Origin of the sequence: Pricia antarctica, from assembly GCF_900101815.1 — a bacterium.
In the GTDB taxonomy this organism is placed as follows: domain Bacteria; phylum Bacteroidota; class Bacteroidia; order Flavobacteriales; family Flavobacteriaceae; genus Pricia; species Pricia antarctica.
Genome location: NZ_FNAO01000001.1, coordinates 64,544 through 89,667 on the forward strand (window position 1 = coordinate 64,544; position 25,124 = coordinate 89,667).

Here is a 25,124-nt window from a genome sequence, read left to right on the forward strand (position 1 = left end):
CGCCTACTTCCCCGCCATTTCCCACAATCTCGCCATCGTTCGATAATTGCGTGTGGTAGCCTTGACCTTTAGTTTTCTTTCGACAAGATTGTTGTTGAACTTTGCCTTGCCATAGCCGTTTTCACATAATAGATAAACGCAATCATCTTCGATTGCAAATTTTTCTGTCTTGTAGATTTCTTTTTGAAGTGCAATCCTCTTCTCTTTGTCGGGAGTGTTTTTAAGCAAAATGAAATAGACTTGATTCTTTTCCAAGGCTTCCGCGTCTTTGAACGGATTTTTCCGAAATATCTTTTCGAAATCCGCTTTGGATTTCACTAACACCGGTACATCGAATCCAAAAGTGCGCTGAATGTGCCTTCTAATTTCATCCTCTAAAGCATGGGTATCATTTTTATGCGAACTGAAAACCGCATTGCCACTTTGAATATAAGTGGAAGTATCCTTAAAATCCATTTTCTCCAACATACTGCGTAAATCGGCCATGGGCAGTTTCTTTTGGCCGCTAACGTTTATCCCTCGGAGCAGTGCAATAAAGGTGTTCATCCCATTTACTATTAATGCCCTTAAATATACTGACAAAAGTACCGATTGTCAATTGTACAGTCCACAAAATAATACGGGAGCGTTTCCCGATCCAAAATGATTGATGGCAGGGATTAAATTTGTAATTTCCTTTGCTGTCTAGCCCATAAACGGAAACTATTACTATTTTTGACAACGAAGTATCCGCTTAAAAAGCGTCAAGACTAATCAAGGAAATACATGATCGAAGGCAGAGCTTAGAATTTCCTTTTATATACATTTAAATATATCATATGCGCTATATTCTTTGCTTACTGACCGTTATTAGTCTTACCTCTTGTAAATCACAGAAAAACATGCCTGAGTTCGCCAAAAACGTAGTAGTGGCCCACCGAGGTGCCTGGAAGGCCCAGGGACTTCCCGAAAATTCCATAGCCTCGTTAAAACACGCCATTGCCTTGCAATGTGCCGGGTCCGAATTCGATGTGCAAATGACCTCCGATGATATTCTGGTCGTCAACCATGATGAGGCTTATGAGGGGATGGACATTGCCGAAACCTCCTATGCCAATCTAGCCGTTCATAAACTTTCCAACGGCGAAACCTTGCCCACCTTGCGCGAATACATCCTAGCGGGCATGGATAAAAACACCTCCACGCGATTGGTCTGTGAGATAAAACCCGCCAAAACCAAGGAGCGGGGACAAAAGATAGCCGAAAAAACGTTGCTGTTGGTCAAAGAACTGGACGCCGAGGATATGACGGTCTATATCAGTTTCGACTACGAAATCCTACAGAAAATCGAGGAATTGAACCCCAATGCCCATACGCAATATCTGGAAGCCAATAAATCGCCCGAACAAATAAAGACCGACGGCATCGATGGCGCCGATTATCATTTTAAAGCATTCAAAAAACATCCGGAATGGATTGAAAGTGCCAAAAAAATTGGCATTACCCTAAATGCTTGGACCGTGAACGACCCTGATGATATGGATTGGCTGCTCGAGGAAGGTTTCGATTTTATTACCACCAATGAACCGGAACTTGTATTGGAAAAATTAAAGACTCGATAGGGATGCGATGCCCTGCGCCGCAATATACCCGCCCGTCCACGCATTCTGAAAATTGAATCCGCCCGTGATAGCGTCTACATCGATTACCTCTCCTGCAAAATAAAGACCTGGCAAAACTTTGCTTTCGAAGGTCTTGAAATCAATTTCCTTGAGGTTCACCCCCCCTGCGGTTACAAACTCTTCCTTGAAGGTACTTTTGCCATCGACCAGAAATTCAGATTGGGTAAGTTGATGTGCCAAACTTTCTAAATGGGCCTTCGTCACTTCCGCCCATTTCTCGGTCTCGCCAATACCGGAGGCCCTGACGAGGTTCGTCCATAAACGTCTCGGAACATCTACAGCCTTGGTGCGCAAAACGGTTTTTTTGGCCTCGATTTCCTTGATTTGCATAAGCAGACCGATAAGGCCCTCAACATTATATTCGGGCAACCAATTGATCCGTATTCGAAACCGGTATTTCATTTCGTTCAACAGTTTGGCTCCCCAAGCGGACAGCTTCAGAATGGCAGGGCCGCTCATGCCCCAATGCGTAATAAGCAAGGGGCCTTCGGATGTCATTAGGGATTGTTCCGTTTCTCGGCTTCGGAGCTTTATAGTAATTTTAGGAGTGCCCAACCGCTGTTCGAGTACATTGACGGCTGCATGGGTACTTACGCCCTGTATTCCCTTTATGCGCTTGTCCTTAATATTAAAGGTGAACAACGAGGGCACGGCAGGCTCAAGGGTATGGCCCAGTTTTTTCAGTAGTTTCCATATTTTGGGATTGCTGCCGGTGGCGACCACTATTTTCTTGGCATGGTAGGTGTGTTTTATGGATTCTACCTCCCATAGCATTGATTTTGTTTCGTTGGATGTAGGAATCCCTTGCGGTGCATTCGCAATAGAATTGCCGATCTCAGTTGAAACGCCGTGCAAGTTGACCTCCCTACGCCGAATGTCGATTACCGCACTATGCCGCAAAACCCGAATGCCCAGCCGATCGGCCTCGTTCAAAAAACAATCGATAATGGTCTGTGAGGAATCGGAGACAGGAAACATCCGCCCATCCGCTTCGATTTTGAGGGAAATGCCCCTTTTCTCGAAAAAGGCCAGGGTATCGCCACTGCAATAGGTGTGAAAAGGTCCCAATAATTCTTTTTCGCCCCTAGGATAATTTTTGACTAGTTCACCAGGGTCGAATTCGGCATGAGTAACGTTACATCGCCCGCCCCCCGAAACCTTGACTTTTCCCAAGACTTCCTTACCACGCTCCAGAATGGCGATTTTCAGGTCAGGTCGAGCTTCGGCGATGTGGATTGCAGAGTAAAAACCTGCCGCACCACCACCGATAATTAGTACATCGAACATTACTGGACCTTTAAAATAAACGATTCCAACGGATTAATATCAATGCGAACTTCCCCCATGCCATTCTTTACTTCCAAGGTATGTTCACTTCCATATAACACATCCTTGATTTGATGGTTTCCTTCGGATAGTCCCCATTTTTGAACGATATCTTCGGGAAGCTTCAATTCGAATCCGAAGCGGTCGTTGGCATCGAAATTGGAGATAATGATCAATTTTTCGTTATCGGACCATCGCACATAGGATAACACATGATAATTGTACCACAAGGTGTTGTCCCGATTATAAAAATGGATATCTTGATATGTACCCATCAAGGCATCACTATGAATCGTGAAATTAAGTAAACGTTTGTAGAAGTCCCGCAATTGAGACTCCGCCTCGGACAATTGCCCGCCATCGAATTTCTTATCGTTGACCCAACGCTGATGATGCGGCACGCCGATATAATCGAAGATGGATGTTCGGCTGGGGCTACCAAAACCGGCGTTTTCGGCCCCGGGTTCGCCGACTTCCTGTCCGAAATAAATCATAACGGGGGCCGTGGTCATGGTAGCGGAAACGACCATGGCCGGTTTTCCAATTTCTGCATTGCCGACAAATTCAGGACTGGCAATACGCTGTTCGTCATGGTTCTCCAAAAAATGCAGCAGATGGTGCTCTATATCCTCTGTCCCTTTTTTTACCACGGGGATGTGATCCGTCCACCCATCGCCTTGCATGATGTTTTTCACGGAATCATACATTTCGACCTTGTCGTAGAGATAGTCCATTTTTCCCTTTTGGATATAGTTGCGATATTCATCCGGGTTATAGACCTCGGCCAATAAAAAGGCCTTCGGGTTTTTTGTTTTAATATAGGAGTTCATATAGCTCCAGAATTCCACAGGAACCATTTCAGCCATGTCATACCGGAAACCATCCACCCCCATATCAAGCCAATAAAGGGCAATATCCTTAAATTTCACCCACGAATCGGGTACATCCTTATCCTTCCAAAACTCATTATGCGCCGCATAATCCTTCGACCCAAAGCCCTCGGGAAGCGTATCGAAGTTGTAAGAACCATCAGGCCGCACGCCATAATTGATCTTGACGGTTTCGTACCAGTCGTTAAAATTGGGCTTTGCCAGCCTAGAACCGTTGCCCGTCCATTTTGCAGGATTTTCGTCGAATTTTCCATCCGCCATCGGATGGTCTTCTCCACCAAGGGGCAAATAACCGTCCCGCCAATCCGGCACTTGAAAGGCTTCACCGGGGATGTAGTAAAAATTATTATCCTTTGCATATTCCACCGAAGTATCATCGGAAGCACCGAAAGGTTCATGGCCCTCGGGCGTGGACTTGCCTTCGTAGTTCCGTGCCACATGGTTCGGTACGATATCGATGAGCAATTTGAGGCCCGCTTTGTGGGTTCGGTCGATAAGGGCCTTGAATTCCTCTAACCCGTTTTCAGGATTCTCCGCCAAATCGGGATCCACGTTGTAATAATCCTTCACCGCATACGGCGACCCTGCCCTACCCTTCACCACATCGGGGTCGTCGTTAGAGATGTTGTATTCGGTATAATCATGAATCACGGCATGATGCGGCACCCCAGTGTACCATATATAGGTAACCCCTAGGTCTTTGATTTCCTGCAAGGCTTTTTCCGAAAAATCGGAAAACTTGCCCACCCCGTTCTCCTCGATAGTGCCCCAAGGTTTGTTGGTGGTATTCGTATTCCCGAAAAGTCTGGTAAAAACTTGGTAGACGACCTCTTTCTTCATTTCCTTTTTGTTATCTTCAATGACCTTTTCCTCGGTATTTTTTTGTTTACAGCACAATACAAGTAACAGAATGCCGAATAGTAGTATTTTATTTAATATCTCCATGCTATTACTGTCCTTCCGATACAAAATGAGCATCTTCTCGCTTAAACCGCGACAACCGTATCCGGATGCAATACCACTCTTTCCCCATTGACCCGAATGGACATCTCATTTTTGCCATCCAAAGAAAATTCAGTTTTTTCTTTTGTAACGGTCACTTTTACGATGCGGTTCCTGAAATTAATTTTAAAGGAATATGAGCTCCACTGCTCGGGAATCCTAGGCCTAAACGATAATTTGTCGTCCACGATACGCATCCCGCCAAAACCTTCGACAATGCTCATCCAAGTACCTGCCATAGAGGTAATGTGTAGGCCTTCTTCTACTTCTTTGTTGTAATCGTCGAGATCCAGCCGGGACGTTCGCAAATAAAATTCATAAGCCTGTTGCATCTTGTCCAATTTGGCGGCTTGAATACTATGTACGCAGGGCGATAAGGAAGATTCGTGTACGGTAAAGGGTTCATAAAAATCAAAATGTTTTTCCAGTTGTTTCGTGGTAAAATGGTCCTCGAAAAAATAGAATCCCTGTAAGACATCGGCCTGTTTGATATAAGGGGAACGCAGAATCCTATCCCAGCTCCATTTTTGGTTGATGGGCCGCTGCGCTTTGGGCAGGTTTTTGACGGTAATCAGTTCTTTATCCAAAAATCCATCCTGCTGCAAAAACACCTGATGTTCTTCGGAATAGGGAAAATACATATTGTCGGCCACCTTTTGCCACTTCGCGGTCTCTTCATCGGTCAAACGGGTCTTGCCGATTACGCGTTTGTAATCCTCCCCAAAACCATCCTTAACCTTGGTGAGCTGTTGTAAGGCATACGCGATGCACCACTTTCCGATATAATTGGTATACCAGTTATTGTTCACATTGTTCTCGTACTCGTTAGGCCCGGTAACGCCCAAGATGACGTATTTGCCCTTAAGTTCGGAAAAATTGGCCCTTTGGTGCCAGAATCGGGCAATGCCGATAAGTACCTCGAGTCCCATTTCGGGAATGTAGGAGTAGTCGCCGGTGTACCGAAAATAGTTGAAAATGGCAAATGCTATCGCTCCGTTGCGGTGGATTTCCTCAAAGGTAATTTCCCATTCATTATGGCTTTCCTCGCCGTTCATGGTCACCATGGGGTACAAGGCCGCACCTTTGGTGAACCCCAGTTTTTGCGCATTTTCAATGGCCTTTTCCAAATGATTATAGCGATATTTTAATAGGCTTCGGGCCACTTTTTGGTTCTTGGTCGCCATATAAAAAGGAATGCAATAGGCCTCGGTATCCCAATAGGTACTGCCCCCGTATTTTTCGCCGGTAAAGCCCTTGGGGCCAATGTTTAAACGGGAATCCTTGCCCAGATAGGTCTGGTTCAATTGGAAGATATTAAAACGGATGCCCTGCTGCGCCTTGATATCGCCTTCGATGGTAATATCGGCCGTATCCCAAATTTTTGCCCAGGCCTGCTTTTGTTGTTCCAAAAGGGATTCAAAACCTAAATCGACGGCCCTTTTCAGGGATTTTTTCGCTGCATCTACCAATTCGGATGCCTTATGGTTTCGGGAAACCGTGTATCCCCCAAACTTTTGTAAGGTCAAGGTTTCACCGTTTTTAACGGTCTGCACAAATTCATGGCCGATCCGTAGTTTATTTTTTACTTCGGATGGATTTTTGTTCAAGTGCTGCCCATCTAAAAACAGATGCGATTCCATAAAGGTACAGACCTGAAAGTTCGTCTTTAATGTTTGGGATTCGATAAAGGCCCGATTTTCCTTGGATGTTAGCTCTGTCGTTTCCCAAAATGTATCGTCCCAATTCGTATCTTCATTCGTGATTCCGCTGTCCAAATACGGATGGAATTTTACTTCAACATCGGCGTCCCTAGGAATAATTTCATAGCGTATCGCCCCGACCTCATCAATATGAAGGCTCAAAAACCGGATGATATTCACTTGTATCATCACCTCGTTCGGTAAAGTGGCCGTAAAAGAACGGCGGTACCATCCCTCTTTCATGTTCAGCTCTCGTCGAAAATCGGTCACCTTTTTGCAGGTGTTCAGATCCAGAGGTTCCCCGTTTATAAATACATCGATTCCAATCCAGTTGGGCGCGTTCAACACCTTGGCAAAATACTCGGGATACCCGTTTTTCCACCAGCCGACACGGGTTTTATCGGGATAGTACACGCCTGCGATATAACTTCCCTGAAAGGTATCCCCTGAATAGCTTTCCTCGAAATTGGCACGCTGGCCCATGTGGCCGTTGCCCTGACTAAAAATACTTTCCGAGGATTTTACACGGTCTTTGTCGAAGCCCTCTTCGATGATGGACCAAGGGTCAGGTTTTAGGTAGTCATGCATATGGGGATGTTCTTAAGTTCTTTGTTTACGTTTTTGTTGTAAAATTGCCTGATGGCCGATGATAAATTAGCGAAAAAAAATAAACTGCTAAAGTTGGGAACTGTTTACCGAGCCTTCGTCAACCGCTCTAAAAATTCAGTACTAATCTCAGTAAAATCCTTAAAAACAAAATCGGCTTCGGAAAGGGTTTTGGCATCGCCGATACCGATACTGGTCATTCCCGCCTTGTTGGCCGCTTGTATTCCCGCCACGGCATCCTCGAAGACAACGCAGTTTTCAGGTTTGGTATCCACTTTATGGGCAGCGATCAGAAATACTTCCGGATCCGGTTTGGCCTTGGCGACGTCCGTACCGTCGACTATGGCATCAAAATACGGCAATAGTTTTACTTTTTCAAGTATCGGTTTCGCATTTTTACTTGCGGAACCTAGGGCGAGGAAAGCTTTTTTATCCTTTAGATAATTTAAAACCTTCAGTACGTCGGGAAGTATTTCTGAGGTATCCATATCCTCAATATAAGACAGATAATCCTCGTTCTTTTCTCTCATCCATCGGTCAAAATCTTCCTGAGTGGCCTCAATACCCCCGATATCCAATAAAATGGCTAAACAACGCTTGCGGCTTACGCCTTTGAAAAGCTCGTTCTGCTCTTTTGTAAATTCGAAGCCGAGTTCGTTGGCCAGTTTTTTCCAAGCGAGGTAATGGTATTTGGCAGTATCCACGATGACGCCATCTAGGTCGAAAATGAAAGCAGTTTTACTCATGAAGTTGGATTAATTTCAGGCAATATACAAATGTAATACCGTATCGTTATAATAAATAGCTTAGGGCAAATGTCAACCGCTACCTTTCTTAGTTCACCGTCGACCCCCTTTCGATGATAGTTCCCTCAACAATTACTGTTCGGAAAGGTTTTTCTTCGTCGATCTCAATACGTTCGATTAGCATTTCGGCAGCAATTTCGCCCATACGTTCGCCATGCTGCGCTACGGTCGTAAGGGTCGGGTTTGAATATTTGGAGAGAATACCGTCGGTAAAACCGATAAAGGCAATGTCATCGGGAATCTTCCTCCCCATTTTTTGAACAACGGCCATACATTGTACGGCAAAAATTTCATTGACACACAACACCGCATCTATCTTGGAAGCGCTAAAAAACTTCCGGATTTCATTGTCATTGACATCCCTATAGGGCAACGTAAGCCTCAGCTCTGGTCTGACGGAAATCTGCTCTTCCAATAGCGCTTCTTCGTAACCCTCGGCCCTTTTTTCGCTGACATTAAAATAGCTTTCTGTGGTCACCAAGGCAATGTTCTTTCTCCCATTGGCGAGAAACTTTTTTACCGCCTGATAAGCAATTTCCCTATCGTTCAGGATGACCTTGTCGCAGGAGACCTGGTCGTCTACCCGATCGAAAAGCACTAACGGAATGCCTTGTTCGGTAATTTCAAGAAGATGGTGGAAATCCATTTTGCGCTGGGTTCCGGCAGATAATGACATAACGAACCCGTCGATACTGCCATTCGCCAACAACTCGGTATTGATTACCTCTTTATCGAAAGATTCATCGGAAACGCAGACGATTACATTGTATCCCTTTTGGTTCGCCAACTTTTCGATACCCCTAAATACCGTGGTAAAAAAATAGTGGACAATATCCGGAATAACGACCCCGATATTTTTGGTGCGTTTATTTTTTAGGCTAAGGGCAATGTTATTGGGCCTATAATTATACAATTTGGCGAAGGCCTGCACCTTTTCTTTGGTGTCGCGACCAATTTCCTCACTATTTTTAAGTGCCTTTGAAACTGTAGAAATGGATACTTCGAGTTCTCGGGCGATATCTTTTAATGTAATTTTCCGTTTCAAACTGCGTCTAAATTTTAAAGAATTGAAAGGTAATCCTTAAAATAGGCAAAAGTAAAAATTCTTAGTTTTTTAACAATCCACCCAATAGCAACCTAAATCAGAGACGTAATCCAATCCTGATTGAATTCTAAAGAAATGTATTATCTTTGAAGAAAATTAACAATTCCATATTTAATTCATCTTTAATTGTAAAGTCCCCAATTATACCCATGCTTGTCTATTGGGATGTTCTTTTTAGGAAAGTTATCAACACGAAACCGTTTGCGTAACACTTGTATAGTAATATGTTAAGCGTTTAAGGATTTTTTTGCATATGTTTAACCTTTGATTTTTAAATTAACTCAACTCAAAAACAATTTTTATGAAGATTACATGGATTAGGACCCTGATGATGTTTGGGGCTTTTTTGTGCCTTGCATTCGTTCAGGCCCAAGAGGTATCGGGAACAGTTTCCGACGCCACCGGCCCTTTACCGGGAGCTAGCGTCGTAGTAAAAGGAACAACTACAGGTGCACAGACCGATTTTGACGGAAATTATACATTAAGCGAAGTGCCTGATGATGGCACATTGGTCTTTAGCTACATCGGCTATGCCAATCAAGAGATTGCCGTAAATGGGCAAACAACTATTAATGTTACCCTTGAAGAAGATGCCCAGGCATTGGACGAGGTGGTGATTATAGGATATGGGACCACTACGGTAAAGGATGCTACCGGGGCCGTCTCCTCAGTTAAATCGGAAGATTTCAACAAAGGTATAATAAGCTCCCCAGAACAACTTATACAAGGTAAAACGGCAGGTGTACAAATATCACAGTCCAGTGGTGAGCCAGGTGCCGGTATTTCATTGAGAATTCGGGGTACTGCATCGGTTAGGGGAAATAACAGTCCTTTATTTGTTGTCGATGGTGTTCCTGTATCGAACGAAAGCGTTTCTGCTTCGGGCGCCGATATTGGCGTTGGATCAAGTGGTTCTAAAAACCCGCTGAACTTTTTAAACCCTAACGATATCGAAAGCATGAGTATTTTGAAAGATGCATCTGCTACCGCCATTTATGGTTCTAGGGGAGCCAACGGAGTTGTGGTCATCACCACAAAATCTGGAAAAGGTGGGGGAACAGAAGGCCAATGGGGCTTTACCAGCAATCTAAATATTTCCCAGGCTGCCAATGAATATGATTTGTTGAGTACCCAGGAGTTTGTAGAAAGAGGTGGTGCCGACCTTGGTGGTTCGACCAACTGGCAAGATTATGTTTTTAGAACGACAGCGTCGACCGATAATAACCTATCCTATTCCCAGAACTACGGAAGCGGCAATGTTAGGGCCACTTTCGGCTATTCTAAACAATTCGGTATCATTGAAAATACCGATTTGGAGCGTATCACAGGAAGGATTAATGTAGGCCAACGGTTTTTCGACGACAAATTAAAGGTTAATTTTCAGGGGACCGTTTCGAGAATCAATGACAAAAAGCCTTTTATAAGCAGAACCGCAGGAAGCACAGGTGATTTATTGGCGGCCAGCTATTATTCCAATCCTACGCTTAATGCTAATCCCTTGGCAAATACAGACCCGGACTTGAATCCTGCCAATCTATTGGCCTACTATGATGACAATACCCAAACAGATAGATTTCTTGGCAATCTATCGCTCGAATATTCCATTACGGATAATTTATCGGCCAAGGTAAATTTAGGTCTTGATACTTCTACATCTTCACGTGGTCAAGTGGCCGGCCCTGCATTACTTGGTTTGGGGAATGGTGTACAGGATAACGGACGGGGGTCGGTTCGTAATTTAGATACTGAAAACATGTTGTTAGAACTCACCGTAAACTATACCAAAGAATTTGAAAATTCTAATTTGGACGCATTGGTGGGCTTTTCCTATCAAGATTTCAATAGGCAGGGAGAAAATCTCTTGGGACAGGGATATGGCACCAGCGATCTGAATGCCATTGCAAAAATTACCCAAGAAGCATTCGATGATACAGAAAATCTTGCCAACAACTATCAAGGCTATGGTATCGGTACTTTTCAGGATAATGCCGATGCAGGAAATCAACTTAGAGTTTTGAGCCTGACGCCGGGTGTAAGCGATACGACACTGCCCTTACCCAACATTCCAATTGATGCTTTCGCGGCAGACACCTTTGATTTTACCGATGAACTGCAATCCTTTTTCGGAAGGATCAATTACACACTTTTTAATAAATATTTATTTACCGCTACGGTAAGGGCCGATGGTTCTTCAAAATTTGGCGGCAACAATAAATATGGCTATTTCCCATCTGCCGCTTTTGCATGGAAACTTAATGAGGAAAATTTTATAAACGAGGAAAAGGTTTCGACGTTGAAACTACGATTGAGCTGGGGTATCACCGGTAATCAAGATGGTCTAGGGTACGGAAATTATCTGAATAGAACTAGATGGAACGGTTTAGGCGTTTTAAACAATTCGCAACTAACCACTCCTGCCACTTCCGAAGTAGCATTCGCAAATCCCGATCTGAAATGGGAATCGACCGCGCAATATGGTCTTGGATTCGATTTTGGTTTTAATAATGATCGTTTTAACGGAAATATCGATGTATACCGTAAAGAGACGACCGACATACTCCTAAATCTACCCGCAGTGCAACCGGCTACTACGCCCTTCGTTTTTCAAAATGTAGATGGTACACTCATAAATCAGGGTATTGAATTGGGTCTTAATTACGATATCGCAACTTCCGAAGACTTTTATTGGAACGCCAGCTTTAATATTTCATACAACGAAAACGAACTTACCAATTATAATGGACCTACCATTCAGGCCGGTAATTTATATGGCCAAGGTCTTACTGGAACTACTTCTCAAGTATTGACGGACGGCAAGCCAATTTATACGTATAATTTACGGTCCGTCGATGACAACTTTAACGTAGCAACGGATCCCGAGGTACTCGATAAATCAGCACTCCCCAAGATTATATCAGGGCTATCGACCAGTGCAAGCTATAAAAACTGGGATGCCTCGCTATTCTTTTCCGGTCAATTTGATTTCTATGTGTACAACAATACTGCCAACGCTTTATTTGCCTCGCCGCAAATCGGAAGTAGAAATAATTTAAAAAGCGTTGTTGATGAAGGTGTCGTTCTATCCGCGACAAACCCAAGCACCTTTTTCTTGGAGAAAGGAGATTTCGTAAGACTGCAGACTGCATCGATTTCTTATAATGTACCTTTGAGCGGGGACGGACTGTTCAAAACTATGCGCTTAAGTGCTATCGGGCAGAACTTATTTTTAATCACTGATTACAGTGGGTTAGATCCAGAGGTCAGTACCTCTGACATACCGGCAAACGGTTTACCTTCTGCTGGAATTGATTATCTTTCATATCCGAGACCAAGAACTTACAGTATTGGATTTAACGTTACATTTTAAAGTACAAAAAAAATAATTATGAAAAATATATTGAATTACGTGTGCGTAACGCTTGCTATAAGCCTTGCACTTTCATGTACCGATTTGGAAATAGAACCTACCGATTCGCTGATTACCACGGGTTTTGCCGGTGTCGCTGATGTTGAGTCGGAAGTTGCCAACCTTCAAAATATTATTGCAAACGGTAATTTGGCAACTCAAGATGGCCTTTTTGCTTTGAACGAAGTTTCTTCCGACGAATATTTTGTACCTACCCGGGGAACCGATTGGGGGGATAACGGAAGGTGGTTAGCTATTCACAGACAGACCTGGAACGCAGAACTGCAAGATATTGTCCTATCTTGGCAAGAACTTAATAGTGTTACCATAAACGCTACCCGTGTGATAAACCCTCGAAGCTCCAATACCTCCGACGGAAATATCACGGAGCTTAAAGCCGAAGCCCGTTTTTACAGGGCGTGGGCGATGAGTTGGATATTGGATATGTGGAGACAGGTACCTTATAGGGACGTCAATTTACCCAACAGTGCTATTCCTGAAGTATTGACGGGGCAAGTGGCCATCGATAGTATTGTAGCCGACCTGAACATAGCGATTCAAGACCTACCCGATGTCACTGCAGGCGATGGAATAGCTCTTAAGTCGTCTCCTTCAAAAGCGACTGCCAGACATCTATTGGCAAAGGTACATTTGAACAAGCACGTCTATCTGGGAACAGAGCCCGAGACTGCAGATATGCAAATAGTTATCGATGCGGTAGATGAAATTGCAGCAAGTGGATATACCTTGGCAGCACCAGGAGACTTCTTTGATATTTTTAGGCCCAGTAATGATGTAGAGACTATTTGGTGGTCTCCATCGAGTACCGAGTGGAGAACTTGGCTTACCCTTCACTATAACCTAAATTCACCGGATAATACGGGTGGTGGCTGGAACGGCTTTGTCACCTTATCTGAATTCTATCAATCCTTCGAGGGAGATCCCGACACAAACTATCAAGGTGATGGACAAGAAGAGCGCAGAGGATGGGTGCCGGATGCCGTAACTGCCAATGCCGATAATTTGGGTATCGGCTATGGATTCTTAATCGGGCAGCAATACGAACAGGATGGAACCCCCTTAAATGCCAGAGCTAATGTCGGTTCTGTTCCCTTGGTCTTCACCAAAGAAGCTGAAAAGGCAGAATACACGGCTCCGGCGGATAACGCCGTGTTAGAAACCGCAGGGACAAGAATGTTAAAATATCACCCCAATGAAGAAGGAGGCCATGCCAGAAGACATATTGTGCGATATCGATTCGCCGACGATTATTTAATGAAAGCAGAAGCCATGTTTAGAATGGGCACCGATATCACCCCTATGATAAACGAATTAAGAACTATTAGGGGAGCCACGCCTTTGCCCGCTGTAGGTGAAACCGAACTATTGGCGGAACGAGGCCGGGAAATGTATCAAGAAGTTGCAAGAAGACAAGATCTGATACGCTTCGGTCAGTATCTAAGACCTTGGCATTTAAAAGACGCTGGAGATGAGCATTTAGAGATTTTCCCCATACCATTGGCCGATGTTCTGGCCAATCCAAACTTAGTACAGAACCCGGGCTACTAAAAAAGCCTTTTAAATTTTTTAAGTGTTTAGAAAGTCCTGACAATAAAAAGTCAGGACTTTTTTATATACTGCAGTTTGCCATATTAAAACAAAAGCAATATCTTGGCTTTCCATTTTTAAACGTACCTTACAAAATGTATTCCATCGGTTATGACATCGGCAGTTCTTCCATTAAAGCGGCATTGGTGGAGACCGCCACAGGAAAAACTGTGGCCGTTGTCAGCGAGCCCAAAGTCGAAATGGAGATGACGGCCCTAAAAAATGGTTGGGCCGAACAGCATCCCGATACGTGGTGGACCCATGTTTGCCATGCTACACAATCCCTTGTAAAAGACAACCGTATTGAAGCCGCCGACATCACAGGTATCGGCATTTCGTACCAGATGCATGGGCTGGTCGTTGTAGACGAAACCGGGAAACCTTTACGGAATTCCATTATCTGGTGCGATAGCCGAGCCGTTGAAATAGGCCAAAAAGCCTTTGACGACCTGGGTAACGACAAATGCGCGGAACATCTTTTGAATTCCCCTGCCAACTTCACGGCATCCAAATTAAAATGGGTCAAAGAAAACGAGCCTGATGTTTATTCAAAAATTTACAAGTTTATGCTCCCCGGCGATTATATCGCGTACAAACTGAGCGGTAAAATCAATACTACGATCTCAGGGCTTTCAGAAGGTATTTTCTGGGATTTCAAAACAAATTCCATAGCGGATTGGTTATTGAATCACTATGGTATCAACGGGCATCTGATCGCCGATATTGTAGATACCTTTTCCGTACAGTCAAAAGTATCGGATAAAGGGGCAACAGAATCCGGATTGGCGGAAGGAACGCCCATTTATTACAGGGCGGGCGACCAACCTAACAATGCGCTTTCGCTGAACGTGTTCAATCCCGGGGAGGTGGCCGCAACAGGAGGTACATCGGGTGTAATCTATGCCATTACCGACAGTCTTTCGGTAAAGGAAAGTTCGCGGGTCAACAATTTTGCCCATGTAAATTATACCGTTGAAAATCCCAGAATCGGTAAGATGGCCTGCATCAATGGTGCGGGCATCATGTATCGATGGTTGATGAACAACCTTGAAGTATCCGATTATAAAGAAATGAACGATCTGGCCAGTTCGGTGCCCATCGGTTCCGACGGGGTTACGATACATCCTTTCGGCAATGGTGCGGAACGTGTTTTGAACAATAGGAGTTTAGGAACCCGTATGGCCAACATCAATCTCAACAATCACAATAAAGCCCATCTTTGTAGGGCCGCTTTAGAAGGTATTGCCTTCGCTTTCGTTTATGGGATGGAAATCCTGAAATCCGACGGTATCGCATCCAAAGTCATGCGCGCAGGAAACGACAACCTTTTCCGTTCCGAGATATTTTCAAATACTATATCGACCCTAATCGGACAGGAAATCGAAATTTATAATACGACAGGGGCGATAGGCGCTGCCCGGGCATGTGAGCTTTATATGGGGGATTTTGATACTTTCGGCAAACGAATCGTGGACAATGATTTCGTGATGGGGTTCAAGCCCTCCGAGGAGAAAACAGAATACGTAAAGGCGTATCAGAAATGGAAAGATGAATTGGGGGAGATGCTACAATCAGACTAAAACGGTTTTACGAACTCGCGGTAAGGTGCGTGTGGTAAACTTTTTAAGTTTTTAGCTAAGATTAACCGTTGCGTTATTTTTAGCCTTTTGTCAAAACTCGCAATAGTTCACCCAATTGGAATATTAAATAGATTGCTTCGCTTTTTCGCGGAAGCGAAAACGCTCGCAATTACGAACATACAATAATCAATAACTAAAATACAATGGCAACACTAGGAGACAAAGAATATTTCAAGGGAATAGGTGAAATCAAATACGAAGGCAAGGATTCCGACAATCCGCTGGCCTTTAAATGGTACGATCCAGACCAGAAGATTGCAGGTAAAACGATGAGGGACCATTTCAAATTTGCCATCGCTTACTGGCATACTTTCTGCGGACAAGGTGCCGATCCGTTCGGACCCGGAACCCAGAATTTTCCATGGGACGAGCCCTCCGATGCGGTCGAGGCCGCCAAAGCAAAAGCGGATGCCGCTTTTGAGTTCATTACCAAGATGGGCTTCGATTATTTCTGTTTCCACGATTATGATCTGATTCAAGAAGGTTCGAGCTTCGCAGAATCCGAAAAGCGGCTGGCTACAATCGTCGACTATATCAAGGGCAAGAAAAAAGAATCCGGTGTAAAGCTGTTATGGGGTACGGCCAACTGTTTTTCCAATCCAAGGTATATGAACGGGGCTTCCACCAATCCCGATTTTAAGGTGTTGGCCAGGGCCGGCGGACAAATAAAATTGGCCATGGACGCCACCATGGAACTCGATGGTGAAAACTATGTATTCTGGGGAGGCCGGGAAGGCTACATGTCCCTTTTAAATACGGACATGAAACGCGAAGTCGACCATATGGGCCGTTTCTTGGGCATGGCGCGGGACTACGCTCGTAGCCAAGGTTTTAAAGGCACTTTCTTTATCGAGCCCAAGCCCATGGAGCCGATGAAGCACCAGTACGATTTCGACTGCGCCACCGTTGTAGGGTTTCTGAACCAATACGGTCTGCAAGACGACTTTAAAATAAACATCGAGGTCAACCACGCAACCTTGGCCAGCCATACCATGCAGCACGAGTTGGAAGTAGCCGCCGCCCACGGTATGCTGGGCAGTGTTGATGCCAACCGTGGCGACTATCAAAATGGATGGGATACGGACCAGTTTCCCAACAACGTCATGGAAGTCACCGAAGCCATGCTGGTATTCCTTAAAGCTGGTGGACTGCAAGGTGGCGGCGTAAATTTCGACGCCAAGCTACGAAGAAATTCCACGGACATGGACGATGTTTTCCACGCACATATCGGCGGGGCGGACACCTTTGCGAGGGCCTTAATAACCGCAGATAAAATTATCTCATCTTCAAGCTATGACGAACTCCGCAAAAAACGATACAGCTCTTTCGACTCCGGAAAAGGCAAGGATTTCGAAAACGGAAAACTCGATTTCAAGGCCCTTTATGATATTGCCAAGGAGAATGGAGAGCTTGAATTACAAAGTGGTAAACAAGAACTTTTCGAGAATATTGTGAATCAGTACATCTAATTCAAATATAACATCCCAAAAACTTGTTAGAAGGGTATGTCGCAGCTTGATAGCGAAGCGATACATCCTACTAACCGGGTTGTTTTGAGCCCAAAATCCTCAAAACGACTTGAATCTCTATAAGGTTACCCTAACTTGCAGGTATACCCTAAATACCACTAATATTTTAAAGATCTGCCCTTTGGATATAATATAACAATCTGTTGAAATTAACAGGTATTGGGTAGGATGGGTGTATCGTAAAGGCTAATTTTGCTTAAATCATTAAGTCCAAGATGGTATGGGCAATAGTACAATCAGCCTATATTATAGGGGCAATAAGAAAATGAAATTGATTTTTAGGAAAAAAATCGTACTGCTTTTTGGGGTTTTGGCCGGGCTACTTTCCTGCACCTCCGATACGAAAGAAACCCCTAATAACGTAGAGCAAAAAGAGACGTTGTTCACTATGCTTCCCGCAACGGAAACGGGGATAGATTTTACAAACAAGGTCATAAACGAGAAAGACTTCAATATTTTCATATACCGTAACTTCTATAACGGTGGTGGCGTAGCGATCGGAGATATCAATAATGATGGCCTAGCGGATATTTATCTCTCCGCCAATATGGGAGGCAATAAACTGTATCTCAACAAAGGGAGCTTAAAATTTGAGGATATTTCCGAAAAAGCCGGCGTCACTGGTAACAAACCTTGGTCGACAGGCGTAGTGATGGCCGACGTCAACGGTGACGGTTTGCTGGACATTTACGTCAGCAATGCCGGCAATATGGAAGGCAATAATCACGACAACGATCTCTATATCAATAACGGTGACCTGACATTTACGGAAAAAGCGACAGAATACAATCTGGCAAAATCCGGATTTTCGACCCAAGCCTCCTTTTTTGATTATGATAAAGACGGTGACCTCGATGCTTACATCCTGAACAATAGCAATGTACCCGTGAACAGCTTGGGATATGCCGAGCAACGTAATGTTCGCGCGCAGGATTGGGAAGGTGTACCCGATATTTTTAAGGGCGTAGGCGATATGCTATTGCGAAACGATAATGGAAAATTTGTCGACGTCAGTGAAAACGCCGGTATTTATGGTAGCCTTATCGGTTTCGGCCTTGGCGTGATGGTAAGCGATATCAATGGAGATCTCTGGCCCGATATTTATGTATCCAACGACTTTTACGAACGTGACTATCTATACATCAACCAAAAGGATGGCACCTTTAAAGAGGAAATCGAAGATTGGACGCGCCACCTCTCCCTCTCCGCCATGGGTGTGGATATGGCAGATATCAACAACGATGGCAATGCTGATATATTTATCACCGATATGCTTCCCGAAGGCGATCAACGGACCAAATCAGTAATGGAGTTCGAAGGCTACAATGTATTTAAGCTTAAGCAGAGCAAGGATTTTTACCAGCAGTACATCCAAAACACACTACAGCTAAACAATGGCAATGGTTCCTTTTCCGAAGTTGCCTATCATAGTGGGATCGCCAAAACCGATTGGAGCTGGGCGGGACTTCTTTTCGACATGGATAATGACGGTCTCCGTGATATTTATATAACCAATGGTATCAACCACGACCTCACCGATCTCGATTTCGTTGATTTCTTTGCCAACGAAATCATGCAAAAGATGGAAGCGACAGGAAAAAAAGAATCTATAGATTCCATCATTAAGAAAATGCCGGTCAGACCCCAACCCAATTACGCTTACAAAAACAATGGGGATATCACTTTTGACAATACTTCTAAGAAGTGGGGCCTAGACATACCCAGCTTTTCCAATGGTGCGGCATACGGAGACCTCGACAACGACGGCGATCTCGATTTAGTGGTCAATAATGTCAACATGCCCGCTTTTGTATATGAGAACAGAACCAACGAACTGACCGACAACCAGTATATCAAATTGAAGTTTGAGGGCAGCGGTAAAAATACGTTCGCCATCGGGGCGAGCATCAAATTGTATTATACCGACAATGTGGTTTTTCAAGAATTAATCCCTTCGCGCGGATTTCAGTCCTCTATGGACTATGTAATGACCATCGGTCTGGGGAAGATCAATAAAATCGATTCCCTGCGCGTTATCTGGCCCGATGATTTTACCCAAAAACTGACCGGCATTAATGCGAATCAATTGCTGACCCTTAAACATTCGGATGCCACTGAAAAATTCATTATTCCGCAAAAGAAGGAACGCAAAACCTTTTTAAAGGAAATCAACGAAGAAGATCTGATTGCCCATAAAGAGAATAATTATCGGGACTTCGACCACGAGGGCCTGATCTCGAAAATGATTTCACAGGAAGGTCCCGCCTTGGCCGTCGGCGACGTTAACGGAGACGGCAATGAAGACATTTTTATAGGCGGTGCGGTCGATGAAACGGGCGTAGTTTACATCAACAAGGGGAATGGGAAATTGGAGGCCCGCCCCTTGAAACTCGATGAGGCGTTCGAAGATACCGCAGCGGCTTTCTTTGATGCCGATGGCGATGGTGATACCGATTTGATGGTCGGCAGTGGTGGTAACCAAATTGGCGATTATAAAACCTATCGTGCCCGCCTATATCGTAACGATGGCCATGGAAATTTCTCAAAAGTAAAGCAAGACCTACCTTCGACCTTCGCCAATATTTCTGTCATTGCACCGCATGATTTCGATGGGGATGGTGATATTGATGTGCTGATCGGATCACGGAGCGTGGTAGGTACTTATGGCGTAGACCCCGAACATCTTTTCTTAGAGAATCAGGGAGACGGCAGCTTCACCGACGCCACCGAACGTTTTGCCTATGACCTAAAGGATGCCGGAATGATGACCGATGCCATCTGGGCCGATGCCGATGGCGATGGTAAAAAGGATTTGATTACCGTTTCCGAATGGGGCCGACCGAATATCTATAAAAATTCAGGTAGACGCATGGGTAGAATTTCCACATCCCTTGACAGCCTGTATGGCTGGTGGAACACTGTTGAGGCCGCCGATCTGGACCGTGACGGTGACCTTGATTTCATCTTGGGCAACCAGGGAAGCAATGTGTCCTACAAAGCCTCCGTAGATCACCCTATGAAATTATGGATCAACGATTACGATAATAATGGCACCTTGGAGCAGATAGTAACCCAAAATTTTGAGGGAAAGGATTATCCTATCCATCAAAAAAGAGAGCTGACCGCACAGGTTGTATCCCTAAAAAAACAAAGTGTTAAAGCTTCGGAATACGCCAAAAAAACGATCAATGCCCTTTTTCCGGAATCCGTTTTCAATAATACCATTGTAAAGCAGGCCAACACCATGGAGTCCGTTATAGCCATCAATGAAGGCGGCGGAAGGTTCACCATTAAAAAATTGCCCGCTCGGGTACAATTATCATGTGTATGCGGAATCAGCTGCGCCGATATCGACCAAGACGGAAATCTGGATCTCATCATGGGCGGTAACAATTTTGAGTTTAAGCCTCAATACTCTCGCCTTGACGCCAGTTACGGCCATGTGCTTTTGGGAGATGGCAAACTGAATTTTGCGTGGCAAAATTATGAGGATAGCGGATTTTTTATCCGGGATGAAATCAAGCATATACAACAGTTCAAGGATAAAGATGGTAAAACCTTTTTGATTACGGCAATCAATAATGCAAAGCCCAGGGTGTATGCATTGCCCCAAGAAGCTCCCAACCCTTAAAATTGCATATGTAAAGGCAAATGGATAAATTTTTAAATTTCATACTTATCGTTCTTTTTCTGACTTCTTGTTCAGACGAAGGTTCGCTATTTAAAAATCCTACCCCTCTAAAAACGGGTATCACCTTTGAAAATACCCTTACCGAGACCAACGACTTGAACATTCTTGACTACCTCTATTTCTACAACGGCGGCGGCGTGGCGATCGGCGATATAAACAATGATAGCCTGCCCGATATTTTCTTTTCGGGCAATCAAGTAAAAAACAAACTATACCTCAACAAGGGAAATCTAAAATTCAAGGAGGTCACCGAGAAAGCAGGCGTTGCCGGTAAAAGTACCTGGAACACCGGCGCGGTCATGGGCGATGTCAACGGAGATGGTCTTTTAGACATATACGTCTGTGCAGTAGTGGGCATCAACGGCTTTAACGGATATAATGAGCTTTTCATTAATAACGGGGATACCACATTCACGGAAAGTGCCGCCAAATACGGACTTGATTTTGACTCCTATAGCTCCAACGCCGCTTTTTTGGACTACGATCGCGACGGTGATCTCGATATGTACTTGCTAAACCACGCCGTACATACCCAAGAATCTTTCGGCAAGGCTGATCTACGCTTACAACGCAACTACCAGACGGGTGATAAACTGTTACGCAACGATGGCGGAAAGTTTACCGATATCAGCGAGGAAGCGGGCATTTTTGGCGGTATCAATGGCTATGGTCTGGGTTTGGCCATCTCCGACTTCAACCAAGATGGCTGGCCCGACATCTACGTGGGTAATGATTTTCATGAAGATGATTATTTTTATCTGAATAATGCCGACGGCACTTTTACCGAAAGTGGCGAACAGTTTTTCGGTCATACTTCGCGTTTCTCCATGGGAAACGATGTGGCCGATATCAATCACGACGGTTGGCCCGACTTAATTTCGTTGGACATGTTGGCCCAGGACGAAACCGTATTAAAATCGTCTCAGGGCGACGAAAACATTCAGACCCAAAGCTTACGTACGGAAAAGTTTGGATATCGGTACCAGTTCACACGAAACATGCTCAACGTCGGTCAACCGAACGCCCCTTTTATGGAAACGGCCTTGCTGAGCGGGATTGCGGCAACCGATTGGAGCTGGAGCGCCCTTTTTGGAGATTATAATCAAGATGGGGAACAAGACATTTTCATTTCCAATGGCATTCCCAAACGACCCAATGATTTGGACTACATCAATTTTGTAAGCAGCGACCAAATTCGGGGCAAAATGAACAATACAAAATTGATGGACCAACAGGCCTTGGACAAAATGCCCTCGGGAAAAATCCACAACTATATTTTTAAGGGTACACAAAATCTATCTTTTAAGGACGAATCTGGCGAATGGATAGTAAAAGACACCTTGATCTCTGCGGCTACTGCCATGGCAGACCTTGACAATGACGGGGATCTTGACTTGGTAACCAACAACCTTAACAGTACCGCTTCATTGTATATCAACCAAACGAACGAAACGGCTAACTACCTAAAATTAAGATTTCGTTTTCCGGGTAAGAATGTATTCGGTTTAGGAACCAAGGTCTTTTCATACTTGAATGGAAAATTACAGTACAAAGAATTATACCAGGTCCGAGGCTTTCAGGCGTCGTCAGAACCTATTGTCCATTTTGGTTATGGAAAAGCGACCACCGTGGATTCCCTAAAAATAGTCTGGCCTGATGGAAATTATCAAGTTTTAAGGGATGTTGCAACCAATCAAACCATGACCTTGTCCCCTAGAAACACCATGCCGTTCGACTACGGCTCATTACTGCCAAAGCCCCAACCTCTTTTTAAAAGAATGGTGGGCAACCTAGGTATCGATTTTAAGCATGAAGAGGATAACTACACCGATTTCAACCGGCAGAAATTGATTCCCTATCAACTTTCCGATCGCGGTCCGGCCACGGCTCTAGGTGATTTAAACCACGATGGCAAGACGGATATCTTCTTTGGAGGCTCGAAATTTTATCCTGCAAAAATCTATGTCCAGAACGACTCGACGTTTACACAACAGGATATCCCATCTATTGCCAAGGATTCCATCAAAGAGGATGTTAGCGCCACCATTGCAGATTTTACCGGGGATGGCAAAAACGACTTGATGGTAGGTTCGGGAGGAGGTGATTTTTATAATAAAATGCCACCCCTGTTGGATTCTTATTACATACAAGGGGACAGCACTTTTGTAGAGGGGCAACTTCCCGAACATTTCGAAAATGCTTCCATAATGGCACCGAACGACTTTGACGGTGACGGTGACATTGATGTTTTCGTGGGCAATCAAGCGGTTACGAATGATTTTGGAAAACTGCCGAACTCCTTTCTCCTGAAAAATACAGGTGGCCGTTTTGGTGTCATTGAGAATGCAGATCTGCAAAACGTGGGTATGGTCACGGATGCCATTTGGAGTGATTTCGATGGTGACGGCCGAGATGATCTAATTGTTGTGGGCGAATGGATGGCACCGGTATTTTTCAGGAACCTAGATGGAAAATTGGTTAGAACCGAAGTCATCGGCAGCGACCTGAACGGCCTATGGCAATGTGTGGCTCCCTTTGATATCGATGGCGACGGCGATATCGATTACCTGTTGGGTAACTGGGGAACGAATTCCAAATTTACGGCTTCCCAAAAATCACCGCTCAAAATGTACTACGGGGATTTTGATGAAAACGGACAGACCGAAACGATTACGACCGTCAAGAAAGAGGGGAAATATTATCCGCTGGAAAATTTAGACGGATTGGCATCCCAAATGGTTTTCTTAAAAAAGAAATTTAACACCTATGCCTCCTTTGCGGGAAAATCGATAGATGAAATTTTCGATAAAAAAACCATTGAACAAGCAAAAATACTGGAAGCATACGAGTTACGGTCGGGCTTTTTGAGGAACGATAATGGTAATTTTACCTTTGTTCCCTTTCAGAATGAGCTGCAAGTCTCACCCTTGATGGCATTCGTTTCCTATGATTTTGATGGTGATGGAAAAGAAGAGATATTGGTCGCAGGTAACTATTTCGGTGTAAAGCCATATCAAGGCCGTTTCGATTCATTCCCCGGTGCCTTGATCAAAGCGGAAAATAATGTGATTTTAGGATCCGGAATCGGACTAAACTTCAGTCATAAATCGGTACGTCACCTAAATATCCTAGACTACAAAGACCATAACTATTTGTTGGTGACCATCAATAACGACAGCGCTCAGGTGTATAAATTGAATCCCAAGCAAAATACAAATGATACATGGGGAAGAAAATAGGCTTGTTTTTCGGGGTTGTTGTTTTAAGTTTCTTACTCTGGTACTTTTTCTTAAAACCGCACGACTATGTGGTAAGATTCGAGGTGAAAGCATTACCGGGCACTATCAACCAAACCTTAAAATTTTGGGGAAATCAGCTTGAAGACAATGAATTTTTAGAGCAAAATGATCTTCTTAATATCGAAAATCGTATTAAATTCAATGATTCAACGTATACCTATCATTGGAAAATCGAATCGCAGAATGATTCCATATCGAAAGTGAAAGTCTACGTTACCGATGACGAACACAGTTTGGCCAACCGTTTGGCCATACCCTTTTCGGAAACCGATTTTGAAAAACGGACAAAAAGGACCGTTGAAGAATTTACAAAGGCGCTAAAAGATCATCTGCTCAGTTTTAGGGTTACCGTTACCGGCAAGGACGAGATTTCTTCTAAATACTGCGCCTGCTTCTCCTTGAAAGGCACCCAAAGAGAAAAAGCACGTGGCATGATGGAGTATTATTCATTATTGAGCAATATCATGGCGCAAAAAAAGGTCGTGCTTGACGGTACACCCTTACTTAAGGTGACAAAATGGAATATGCAAAAAGACAGCATATCCTATGATTTCTGCTTCCCCGTCATTAAATCGGATAGCCTTCCCAAAACAGAAGGTCTGTCGTATATTCAAATTGAAAAGCAAACTGCCATACGCGCCGTATACCATGGTAACTATATTACCTCCGACAGAGCTTGGTACGCTTTGGTCGACTACGCTAAAAAAAACAATATCGCCATTGACCAAAAACCTTTAGAAATTTTTCATACCAATCCCAACATGGGCGGGGACGAGCTACAATGGGAAGCCGAGGTTTTTATGCCTGTTCAGGAGTGAAGCTTCAAGTTCCGAAATAGAATTATTTACCTAATTT

Annotated in this window: 14 protein-coding genes; 8 read left to right on the forward strand and 6 right to left on the reverse strand. The window is 44.2% G+C overall.

All coding sequences use genetic code 11. From position 1 onward, the window contains the following. Positions 1-3: 3 nt before the first annotated feature. Positions 4-546 (reverse strand): DUF1697 domain-containing protein, encoded by a 543-nt coding sequence (locus BLT07_RS00300; RefSeq protein WP_091864605.1) that lies wholly within the window; start codon positions 544-546, stop codon positions 4-6. Positions 547-818: 272 nt separating this feature from the next. On the opposite strand from BLT07_RS00300, the gene BLT07_RS00305 reads away from it, so the two are divergent. Beyond that, entirely contained in the window at positions 819-1,601 is a 783-nt protein-coding gene (locus BLT07_RS00305) for a glycerophosphodiester phosphodiesterase (protein ID WP_091864607.1), read from the forward strand. Here the strand turns inward: BLT07_RS00305 and BLT07_RS00310 are convergent. The 5 genes from BLT07_RS00310 to BLT07_RS00330 form a co-directional block, all read right to left on the reverse strand. Continuing rightward, on the reverse strand, positions 1,587-2,948 hold the full coding sequence (locus BLT07_RS00310) for a BaiN/RdsA family NAD(P)/FAD-dependent oxidoreductase (protein ID WP_091864609.1): 1,362 nt from the start codon (positions 2,946-2,948) through the stop codon (positions 1,587-1,589). The two genes, BLT07_RS00305 and BLT07_RS00310, sit on opposite strands and share 15 nt — an antisense overlap. Then, complete coding sequence (locus tag BLT07_RS00315; RefSeq protein ID WP_091864611.1) at positions 2,948-4,822, reverse strand: alpha-amylase family protein; 1,875 nt, start codon at positions 4,820-4,822, stop codon at positions 2,948-2,950. The genes BLT07_RS00310 and BLT07_RS00315 overlap by 1 nt, the downstream gene beginning before the upstream one ends. Before the next feature lie 41 nt (positions 4,823-4,863). After that, the gene (locus BLT07_RS00320; RefSeq protein ID WP_091864613.1) at positions 4,864-7,167 is read right to left on the reverse strand and encodes a glycoside hydrolase family 65 protein; all 2,304 of its coding nucleotides are present in this window, start codon (positions 7,165-7,167) and stop codon (positions 4,864-4,866) included. A 104-nt stretch (positions 7,168-7,271) separates the two neighbouring features. Further along, positions 7,272-7,931, reverse strand: coding sequence for a beta-phosphoglucomutase (gene pgmB / locus BLT07_RS00325; RefSeq protein ID WP_091864615.1), 660 nt, complete (start codon positions 7,929-7,931; stop codon positions 7,272-7,274). A gap of 88 nt (positions 7,932-8,019) precedes the next feature. Next, the gene (locus BLT07_RS00330; RefSeq protein WP_091864617.1) at positions 8,020-9,036 is read right to left on the reverse strand and encodes a LacI family DNA-binding transcriptional regulator; all 1,017 of its coding nucleotides are present in this window, start codon (positions 9,034-9,036) and stop codon (positions 8,020-8,022) included. Between the two features lie 361 nt (positions 9,037-9,397). Here BLT07_RS00330 and BLT07_RS00335 point away from each other — a divergent pair, with 361 nt between their 5' ends. The 7 genes from BLT07_RS00335 (at position 9,398) to BLT07_RS00365 (ending at position 25,087) form a co-directional block, all read left to right on the forward strand. Then, positions 9,398-12,463, forward strand: a complete 3,066-nt coding sequence (locus tag BLT07_RS00335) for a SusC/RagA family TonB-linked outer membrane protein (RefSeq protein WP_091864619.1) — start codon at positions 9,398-9,400, stop codon at positions 12,461-12,463. An 18-nt stretch (positions 12,464-12,481) separates the two neighbouring features. Further along, the gene (locus BLT07_RS00340) at positions 12,482-14,071 is read left to right on the forward strand and encodes a RagB/SusD family nutrient uptake outer membrane protein (protein WP_091864621.1); all 1,590 of its coding nucleotides are present in this window, start codon (positions 12,482-12,484) and stop codon (positions 14,069-14,071) included. 134 nt (positions 14,072-14,205) lie between these two features. Beyond that, positions 14,206-15,690 (forward strand): xylulokinase, encoded by a 1,485-nt coding sequence (locus BLT07_RS00345; RefSeq protein WP_091864622.1) that lies wholly within the window; start codon positions 14,206-14,208, stop codon positions 15,688-15,690. A gap of 203 nt (positions 15,691-15,893) precedes the next feature. Then, complete coding sequence (xylA, locus tag BLT07_RS00350; protein WP_091864624.1) at positions 15,894-17,219, forward strand: xylose isomerase; 1,326 nt, start codon at positions 15,894-15,896, stop codon at positions 17,217-17,219. 325 nt (positions 17,220-17,544) lie between these two features. Beyond that, on the forward strand, positions 17,545-20,910 hold the full coding sequence (locus BLT07_RS00355; RefSeq protein WP_091865538.1) for a VCBS repeat-containing protein: 3,366 nt from the start codon (positions 17,545-17,547) through the stop codon (positions 20,908-20,910). 20 nt (positions 20,911-20,930) lie between these two features. Beyond that, a complete protein-coding gene (locus BLT07_RS00360; RefSeq protein ID WP_091864626.1) occupies positions 20,931-24,209 on the forward strand; it encodes a VCBS repeat-containing protein in 3,279 nt (1,092 codons plus the stop codon). After that, a complete protein-coding gene (locus tag BLT07_RS00365) occupies positions 24,194-25,087 on the forward strand; it encodes a GyrI-like domain-containing protein (protein ID WP_091864627.1) in 894 nt (297 codons plus the stop codon). The genes BLT07_RS00360 and BLT07_RS00365 overlap by 16 nt, the downstream gene beginning before the upstream one ends. Positions 25,088-25,124: the final 37 nt, after the last annotated feature.